The 8,539-nt window shown below is 74.5% G+C and carries 8 protein-coding genes; 7 read left to right on the plus strand and 1 reads right to left on the minus strand.

Annotation, left to right across the window (positions count from 1 at the left end; genetic code table 11):
- Nucleotides 1-3: 3 nt before the first annotated feature.
- The 7 genes from ACIRVF_RS27825 to ACIRVF_RS27855 are packed head-to-tail and all read left to right on the plus strand — an operon-like array spanning nt 4 to nt 7,635.
- On the plus strand, nt 4-1,029 hold the full coding sequence (locus ACIRVF_RS27825) for an NAD-dependent epimerase/dehydratase family protein (protein ID WP_402823354.1): 1,026 nt from the start codon (nt 4-6) through the stop codon (nt 1,027-1,029).
- Nucleotides 1,017-2,300, plus strand: a complete 1,284-nt coding sequence (locus ACIRVF_RS27830; protein WP_402823357.1) for a DUF4910 domain-containing protein — start codon at nt 1,017-1,019, stop codon at nt 2,298-2,300. Before ACIRVF_RS27825 ends, ACIRVF_RS27830 begins: the two co-directional genes overlap by 13 nt.
- A 5-nt stretch (nt 2,301-2,305) precedes the next feature.
- Nucleotides 2,306-3,616: a hypothetical protein gene (locus ACIRVF_RS27835; protein WP_402823360.1), complete on the plus strand. Its 1,311-nt coding sequence runs from the start codon at nt 2,306-2,308 to the stop codon at nt 3,614-3,616.
- Nucleotides 3,613-4,560 (plus strand): glycosyltransferase family 2 protein, encoded by a 948-nt coding sequence (locus ACIRVF_RS27840; RefSeq protein ID WP_402823363.1) that lies wholly within the window; start codon nt 3,613-3,615, stop codon nt 4,558-4,560. The genes ACIRVF_RS27835 and ACIRVF_RS27840 overlap by 4 nt, the downstream gene beginning before the upstream one ends.
- Nucleotides 4,557-5,759 carry a polysaccharide pyruvyl transferase family protein gene (locus tag ACIRVF_RS27845; protein WP_402823366.1) on the plus strand — a complete coding sequence of 401 codons (1,203 nt, stop codon included), beginning with the start codon at nt 4,557-4,559 and terminating at the stop codon, nt 5,757-5,759. The genes ACIRVF_RS27840 and ACIRVF_RS27845 overlap by 4 nt, the downstream gene beginning before the upstream one ends.
- On the plus strand, nt 5,756-6,304 hold the full coding sequence (locus ACIRVF_RS27850) for a dTDP-4-dehydrorhamnose 3,5-epimerase family protein (RefSeq protein WP_402823369.1): 549 nt from the start codon (nt 5,756-5,758) through the stop codon (nt 6,302-6,304). The genes ACIRVF_RS27845 and ACIRVF_RS27850 overlap by 4 nt, the downstream gene beginning before the upstream one ends.
- A gap of 5 nt (nt 6,305-6,309) precedes the next feature.
- Complete coding sequence (locus tag ACIRVF_RS27855; protein WP_402823372.1) at nt 6,310-7,635, plus strand: glutamate-1-semialdehyde 2,1-aminomutase; 1,326 nt, start codon at nt 6,310-6,312, stop codon at nt 7,633-7,635.
- Nucleotides 7,636-7,682: 47 nt separating this feature from the next.
- On the opposite strand, the gene ACIRVF_RS27860 is transcribed toward ACIRVF_RS27855, so the two are convergent.
- Nucleotides 7,683-8,369 carry a phosphatase PAP2 family protein gene (locus ACIRVF_RS27860; protein ID WP_402823374.1) on the minus strand — a complete coding sequence of 229 codons (687 nt, stop codon included), beginning with the start codon at nt 8,367-8,369 and terminating at the stop codon, nt 7,683-7,685.
- Between the last annotated feature and the right edge of the window lie 170 nt (nt 8,370-8,539).

Genomic DNA, 8,539 nt, shown 5'->3' on the forward strand with positions numbered 1-8,539 from the left:
ACCATGCGCGTACTGCTCACCGGACACCAGGGCTACCTGGGCACCGTGATGGCCCCGGTCCTCGCCGAGGCCGGGCACGAGGTCGTCGGCCTGGACGCCGGGCTGTTCGCGGACTGCGTCCTCGGCCCGAAGCCCGCCGACCCGCCCGGGCGCCGGGTGGACCTGCGCGACGTCACCGCCGAGGACGTGGCCGGGGTGGACGCCGTGATCCACCTGGCCGCCCTGTCCAACGACCCGCTGGGCTCGCTGGCCCCGGACCTCACCTACGACATCAACCACCACGCCTCGGTGCGGCTCGCCGAACTCGCCCGCGACGCCGGGGTGAAGCGCTTCCTGTACGCCTCCACCTGCTCGGTCTACGGCGCGGCCGGCGGCGACGAGCTGGTGGGCGAGGACGCGCCGCTGCGCCCGGTGACGCCGTACGCGGAGTCCAAGGTGCGCGTCGAGGACGACCTGCACGAGCTGGCCGACGGCGACTTCACCCCGGTGTACCTGCGCAACGCCACCGCCTTCGGCTACTCGCCCCGGCTGCGCGCCGACATCGTGCTGAACAACCTGGTGGGCCACGCCCTGCTCTCCGGCGAGGTGCTGGTGCTCTCCGACGGCACCCCCTGGCGCCCGCTGGTGCACGCCGCCGACATCGCCCGGGCCTTCACGGCGGCGCTGGCCGCGCCCCGCGAGGCGGTGCACGACCGGGCGTTCAACATCGGCAGCGAGGTCAACAACGTCACGGTCGCCGAGATCGCCGAACAGGTCGCCGAGGCGGTCGAGGGCTCCAAGGTGCGGATCACCGGGGAGGCCGGCGCCGACCCCCGCTCGTACCGGGTGGACTTCTCCCGCTTCCGGGCCGCGGTCCCCGGCTTCGACTGCGAGTGGACGGTGGAGCGCGGCGCCGCCGAACTCGCCGACGCCTACCGCAGGTTCGGCCTGACCAAGGAGGACTTCGACGGCCGCTTCACCCGGCTGGCCGTGCTGCGCCGGGCCACCGGGGCCGGCACCGTCGACGACACCCTGCGGTGGCGCCGGTGACCACCGTCGGCGAGGAGATGCACGCGCTGGTGGAGCGGCTCTACCCGCTCTGCCGGAGCATCACCGGCGACGGGGTGCGCGCCACCCTGGGGATCGTCGGCGAGTACCTTCCGCTGCAGGTGCACGAGGTGCCGACCGGGACGCAGGTGCTCGACTGGACGGTGCCGCAGGAGTGGAACATCCGGGACGCCTACATCGCCGACGCCGCCGGGAACCGGGTCGTCGACTTCGCCGCGTCCAGCCTGCACGTGCTCGGCTACAGCGTGCCGGTGGCGGCCACCATGCCGCTGGCCGAACTGCGCGGACACCTCCACACCCTGCCCGACCACCCGAGCTGGGTGCCGTACCGGACCAGCTACTACGCGCCCGACTGGGGGTTCTGCCTCTCGCAGGAGGCCCTGGACGCGCTGCCGGACGGCGACTACGAGGTGCGCATCGACTCCACGCTCGCGGACGGCCACCTCACCTACGCCGAGCACGTCGTCCCCGGGCAGGTCGCCGACGAGGTGATCGTCTCCTGCCACGTCTGCCACCCCTCGCTGGCCAACGACAACCTGGCGGGCATCGCGGTCGCGACCTTCCTGGCACGGGAGTTGGCGCAGCGCCGCCCGTGGTACACGTACCGGTTCGTCTTCGCCCCCGGCACCATCGGGGCGATCACCTGGCTGGCCCGCAACGCGGATCGGGTGGAGCGGGTCAAGCACGGCCTGGTGCTGGCCTGCGCCGGGGACCGGGGGCAGCTGACGTACAAACGGAGCAGGCGCGGCGACGCGGAGATCGACCGGGTGCTGCGGCACGTCCTCACCACCTCCGAACGCCCGCACCGCATCACCGAGTTCACCCCGTACGGCTACGACGAGCGGCAGTACTGCTCGCCCGGCTTCGACCTCGGCGTCGGCTCGCTCAGCCGCACCCCGTACGCCGGGTACCCCGAGTACCACACCTCGGCGGACAACCCGGACTTCGTCGCGCCGGAGGCCATGGCGGACACCCTCGCTGTCTGCCGCGAGGCCTTCTCCCTGCTCGACCGCAACCGCAGCTACCTCAACCTCAGCCCGTACGGCGAACCGCAGTTGGGCCGGCGCGGGCTCTACGAGTCGCTCGGCGGGCGCAGCGACGCCAAGGCGGCGCAGATGGCCATGCTCTGGGTGCTCAGCCTCTCCGACGGCCGGCACAGCCTGCTGGACGTCGCCGAGCGGTCCGGGCTGCCCTTCGACACGGTCGCCGTCGCGGCCGACGCCCTCCGGGGCGCCGGGCTGGTCAAGGCCTGACGCCGATGACCACCGAGGGAGTGCGGACGACGGCGCCTGCGGCCCCGGCCGGGGGGACCGGGCGCTCCACCAAGCGGGGCGTGCTCGGGCGGGTGTCCTGGGGGCTGGCCGACCAGGCGGTCACCAGCATGATCAACTTCGCGGTGGGCATCTACGTCGCCCGCGAGCTGGGGGTGCACGCCTTCGGCGTGTTCAGCCTGGCCTGGCTGACCTACGGCGTCGTGCTCAACGTCTCCCGCGGGCTGGCCACCGACCCGCTCATGGTGCGCTTCAGCGGCGTGCCGGAGGCGGCCTGGCGCGCGGCGGCGGCCCGGTCCTCCGGTACCGCGCTCGCCGTCGGAGCCACCCTCGGCGCGGTGTGCCTGCTGGTCGGGCTCGGCCTCGGAGGCGGGGTGGGGTCCGCGTTCGCCTGCCTCGGCGTCGCCCTGCCGGCGCTGCTGCTCCAGGACTCCCGGCGGTTCGCGTTCTTCGCCGCCGGCACCGGGCGCAAGGCGTTCACCAACGACCTCGTCCAGGGCGCCGCGCTCGTCCCGGCCATGGTGGTGGCGGCCCGGGTGGGCACCGTGTCCGCCTTCCTGCTGGCCTGGGGCGCCGCCGCCGCGGCCGCCGCCGGATACGGCTTCCTCCAGTCCGGCGTCCGGCCCCGGGTGACCCGGGCCCGTGGGTGGCTGCGCGAGCAACGCGACCTCGGCAGTCGGTACCTGGTCGAGAACGTCAGCCTCAGCGGCGCCGGCCAGCTGCGGGCGTACGGGCTCGGCGCGATCGCCGGGGTCGGCGCGGTGGGCGCCGTCCGGGGCGCCGAACTCCTCCAGGGCCCGTTCCTGGCCCTGCTGATGGGGCTGTCCCTGGTCACCGTGGCGGAGGCGGCCCGGGTGCTGCGGCGGACACCGCAGCGGCTCGGCCGGTTCTGCCTCCTGCTCGGCGGCGGACAGGCCGGCGCCGCCCTGCTGTGGGGCGCCGCCCTGCTGCTGATGCCGGACCGGGTCGGCCACCTCGTCCTCGGCGACGTCTGGCACTCCGCCTCGCAGCTCATCGTGCCCGCCACCCTCGGCGTCGCGGGCGCCGGCCTCGGCAGCGGCGCGGCGGCCGGGCTGCGCGCGCTCGCCGCCGCCCGGCGCAGCCTGCGCTGCCAGCTGTTCGCCTCCGCCTGTTACCTCGGCGGCGGGCTCGGCGGGGCGGCCCTGGCCGGCACGGTCGGCTCGGCCTGGGGCGTCGCCACCGCGACGGCCTGCGGCTCGGCCGTGTGGTGGCGGCAACTGCGCGCCGCCCTGCGCGAGCACCACGACAACCCGATCCCCGAAGTGAGGACGCCTTGACCACCGTTCCCCGGCTGAGCATCGGCCTGCCCGTCCACAACGGCGAGGAGTACCTCGCCGAGTCGCTCGACGCCCTGCTCGGCCAGACCTACGAGGACTTCGAGCTGGTCATCTCCGACAACGCCTCGACCGACCGCACCCAGGACATCTGCCGCACCTACGCCGAGCAGGACCCGCGCATCCGCTACCTCCGGCTGCCCGTCAACGTCGGCGCCGCGCCCAACCACAACTACGTGTTCACCCAGTGCCGCGGCGAGCTGTTCAAGTGGGCCTCGCACGACGACCTGTACGCCCGGGACCTGCTGCTGCGCTGCGTCGAGGCGCTGGACGAGCGGCCGGAGCTGATCCTCGCCCACTCCGGCCAGGCGGTCATCGACGGCGACGGCCGGGTGAAGGTCCCCTACGAGTACGGGCTCGCCACCGACTCGCCGTCCGCGCCGGAGCGCTTCCGCAGCCTGCTGTTCGAGCCCGGCGGCGACGACTTCTACGGGGTGATGCGGGCCGACGTGCTGCGCCGGGTGAAGCCGCACGACAGCTACCACCACGCGGACCGCACCTTCGTCGCCGAGATCACCCTGCACGGGCCCTTCCACCAGGTGCCGGAGCTCCTGTACTTCCGCCGCGACCACCCCACCCGCGCCGAGCGGGCCAATCCCTCCAAGCGCTCCCGGTGCGTCAACCTGGACCCGCGCCGGGCGGGCCTGCTCCACCCGACGCCCCGACTGCTCGCCGAGTACGTCTGGGGCTTCGCCTCGGCGATCCGGCGGGCGCCGCTGTCCCCGGACGACCGGCGCGCGTGCTACCGCCACCTGGCCTCCTGGATGACCAGCCGGGTGCGGCCGGGCGTCGGCGAGCGGGTCGAGGACCGCGCCCCGGTCGTGCCCACCGGCCTGGCCTGCTCCGTCGACGAGCTCGTGGCCGGGCGCGGGGGGAGGCGGCCGTGAAGCAACCCCCGTTGCGGGTCGGGCTGTTCGGCCTGCTCGGCTCCGGCAACCTCGGCAACGACGGGTCGCTGGAGGCCGTCCTCGGGTACCTGCGCGCCGAGCACCCGGAGGCGGCCGTGGACGCGCTGTGCGGCGGGCCGGAGGTCGTCACGGCCCGGTACCGGATTCCCGCCACCCGGTTGCACTGGTACCGGGGCGAGTACCGCACCGCCTCCCGGGCGGGCGCGATTCTCGGCAAGGGCCTGGGCAAGCTCGTCGACGTGGTGCGCACCGCCGCCTGGGTGCGCCGGCACGACGTGGTGATCGTGCCCGGCATGGGCGTCCTGGAGGCCACGCTGCCGCTGCGGCCCTGGGGCTTCCCGTACGCGCTGTTCCTGCTCTGCGCCTCCGGCCGGCTGTTCGGCACCCCGGTGGCGCTGGTCGGCGTCGGCGCCGCCCCGATCCGCGACCGGGCCACCCGGGCGCTGGTGCGCTGGTCGGCGCGGTCGGCTGCCTACCGCTCCTACCGGGACGCGCTGTCCCGCGACGCGATGCGGGCGACGGGCGTGGACGTCTCGCGGGACGAGGTCCACCCGGACCTCGCCTTCGCCCTGCCGGCACCGCCCGCTTCCGGCCCCCCGGACGGGCGGGTCTGCGTCGGCGTCATGGACTTCCACGGCGGCAACGACGACCGCCCCCGGGCCGAGGAGATCCACCGGCGCTACCTGGACGGCACGACCCGCTTCGTCCGCGCACTGGTCGAGGACGGCCGGCAGGTGCGGCTGCTCACCGGCGACGCATGCGACGCCGCGGTGGTCGACGCGATCACCGCGGCGGTCGGCTCCCCGCTGGTCACCGCGGCCGAGGTGGCGTCACTGGCCGACCTGATGGCCGAGACGGCGGCCGCCGACGCCGTGGTGGCGACCCGCTACCACAACCTGATCTGCGCGCTGAAGGTCGGCACCCCGACCCTCGCCCTGAGCTACGCGGCGAAGAGCGACGCGCTCATGGACCGGATGGGCCTGGGCGCGTACTGCCACCCGGCGCGCGAGGTCGACCCCGACCGGCTGATCGAGCAGTTCCGGGAGCTGGAGAAGCGGTCGGCGGAGCTGCGGCAGACCCTCGCCGAACGCAACCTCGCCGTCACCCGCCGGCTCGACCACCAGTTCACCGCCCTGACCGCGGCCCTCTTCCCGAACTCGCCCAAGGACTGCTCTTGAAGGTCACCGAAGTCCCGGCGATCGCCGGCGCCTACCTGTTCACCCCGACTCCGTACACCGACGAGCGCGGCTTCTTCTGCCGCACCTTCGACGCCGAGGTGCTCCGCTCGGTGGGCCTCGACCCCGACGCCTTCGTCCAGCACAGCGTCTCCCGTTCGCTGCGGGGCGTCCTGCGCGGCATGCACCTGCGCTCCGGCGCCGGGGAGGCCAAGATCGTGCGCTGCTCGCACGGGGAGGTGTTCGACGTGGTCGTGGACCTGCGTCCGGACTCGCCGACCCACCGCAACGTGGCCACCTTCGAACTGTCCGGCGAGACGCAGGCCAGCGTGTACATCCCGGCCGGGTGCGCGCACGGCTTCCAGGCGCTGACCGACGCCGACGTCTCGTACCGGATCGACCGCCCGCACGACCCGGGCGAGGACGTGACCATCGCCTTCGACGACCCGGAGCTCGCCATCGCCTGGCCGCTGCCGCCCGTGTCGATGTCCGAGCGGGACCGGGAGGCGCCGAGCCTCGCCGAGGCCCTGCGTTCCGAGGAGAACTGAGTCCCATGACCGTTGACGACTTCCGGCTCCCCAAGTCGCGGGCGGCCAACGAGCGGCTGCACGCGCTGGTCCCCGGCGGCGCCCACACCTACGCCAAGGGCGACGACCAGTACCCCGAGCACCTGGCCCCGGTCATCAGCCACGGCCGCGGCGCCCACGTCTGGGACATCGACGGCAACCGGTACGTCGAGTACGGCTCCGGCCTGCGGTCGGTCAGCCTGGGCCACGCCCACCCGCGTGTGCTGGAGGCGGTGCGGCGGGAACTCGACCGCGGCAGCAACTTCGTCCGGCCGTCCGTCGTGGAGGTCGAGGCCGCCGAACACTTCCTGGCCACGGTGCCGACCGCCGAGATGGTGAAGTTCGCGAAGAACGGCTCCGACGTCACCACCGCCGCCGTGCGCCTGGCCCGCGCCGCCACCGGCCGCTCCCGGGTGGCCGTCTGCTCGGACCACCCGTTCTTCTCCGTCGACGACTGGTTCATCGGCACCACCCCCATGGACGCCGGCATCCCCTCGGCGATCACCGATCTCACCGTCCCGTTCCCGTACGGGGACCTGGCCACCACCGAGGAACTGCTCACCCGCCACCGGGGCGAGATCGCCTGCCTGATCCTCGAACCCGCCGGCCACACCGAGCCGCCGCCCGGGTACCTCGCCGGGCTGCGCGAACTGGCCGACCGGCACGGCTGCGTGCTGATCTTCGACGAGATGATCACCGGCTTCCGCTGGTCCGAGACCGGCGCCCAGGGCCTGTACGGCGTCGTCCCCGACCTCTCCGCCTTCGGCAAGGCGCTGGGCAACGGCTTCGCGGTCTCCGCACTGGCAGGGCGCCGCGACCTGATGGAGCGGGGCGGCCTGCGCGGCGAGGACGACCGGGTGTTCCTGATGTCCACCACCCACGGCGCGGAGACCCACGCGCTGGCCGCCGCGATGGCCGTGCAGGCCACCTACGTCGAGGAGGGCGTCACCGCCCGGCTGCACGCCCTCGGGGAGCGGCTGGCCGCAGGCGTCCGGGAGGCAGCCGCCGGCATGGGCGTGGGCGACCACGTCGTCGTCCGGGGCCGGGCCAGCAACCTGGTCTTCGCCACCCTCGACGAGCAACGACGGCCCTCGCAGGCGTACCGCACCCTGTTCCTGCGGGAGCTCCTGGCGGGCGGGGTGCTGGCCCCCTCGTTCGTGGTGAGCAGCGCACTCGACGAGGCCGACATCGCCCACACCGTCGACGCGGTGGCCGCGGCCTGTGCGGTGTACCGCAAGGCCCTGGACGCCGGTGATCCCACGTCGTGGCTGGGCGGGCGGCCGGTGAAGCCGGTGTTCCGCCGCCGGGCCTGACCGGGCCCGCCGGATGACGTGAGGTGACGTGAGGTGACGTGCCGACGTCAGCGGCGCTCCGGCCGCCCGGCGTCGGCCGTCCGGTCGACCAGCCACGCCGTCGCCGGCACCACCGCCAGCGCGGTGCACCAGCCGGCCAGGGCGTCGGTCGGGTAGTGCGCGCCGAGCGCGACCTGCGCCCAGCCCATGGCGGCTCCGGCCGCCGCCGCGGCGGCGAGTGCGAGCCCGGACCGGAATCCGGGGCCGGGGCCGGGGCCGTGGTGGCCGCGGCGGCCGGTCGCGAGCAGGGCCGGCACGAGGGCGAGGGCGGTGGCGAAGGCGGTGTGCCCGCTCGGGTAGGACAGGTTGTCGCCGTGGATGGTGCGCCCCACCAGGTGCTTGAGCAGCGTCGCCGCTCCGACGGTCAGGCCGATCGCGGCCACGCCGAACACCGCCGCGCGAGGGCGCCGCAGCACCAGGCAGCCCGTCACGAGGACGGCGACCAGCGCCGTGGCCCCCACCGGTTCCCCCAGCGAGTCCAGGAACAGCGCCACGGACCGCCACGGCGGGCGAACCCCGTCCACCGCCGCGCCGATCCGCGCGTCCAGCGTTCCGGGCTCGCCCTCGCCCGCGTACCGGAACGCGAGCAGCGCGACCACCGACGCGGCGAGGCCCGCGACCGGCCCGAACCACCCGCGCAGCGCCGGGGGCAGTACCGCGGGCGCCTGCTCCGCCGGCGGGGTAGTCTGCGTCATGCCTCAACCTACCGTGGTTCCAGCGCAGTTGGGCGGGAAACGCGGTACCGGGTGGCAGTGGCCGGGCCCTCGTCGCGTCCGTTCCCGTCGACCACCCCCGCGGCGCACCGGCCGGCCGCCCGGCGGCAGTTCCAAGATCTCCGATAAAGAGGATCATGCCGCCGCAACAA

This window comes from Kitasatospora sp. NPDC101157, assembly GCF_044768255.1.
GTDB lineage: Bacteria > Actinomycetota > Actinomycetes > Streptomycetales > Streptomycetaceae > Kitasatospora.

Excerpts from the sequence above, each read along its gene's own strand:
- ACIRVF_RS27825 (WP_402823354.1), top strand. The coding sequence starts at position 4 with ATGCGCGTACTGCTCACCGGACACCAGGGCTACCTGGGCACCGTGATG.
- ACIRVF_RS27835 (WP_402823360.1), top strand. The coding sequence starts at position 2,306 with ATGACCACCGAGGGAGTGCGGACGACGGCGCCTGCGGCCCCGGCCGGG.
- ACIRVF_RS27855 (WP_402823372.1), top strand. The coding sequence starts at position 6,310 with ATGACCGTTGACGACTTCCGGCTCCCCAAGTCGCGGGCGGCCAACGAG.
- ACIRVF_RS27860 (WP_402823374.1), bottom strand. The coding sequence starts at position 8,369 with ATGACGCAGACTACCCCGCCGGCGGAGCAGGCGCCCGCGGTACTGCCC.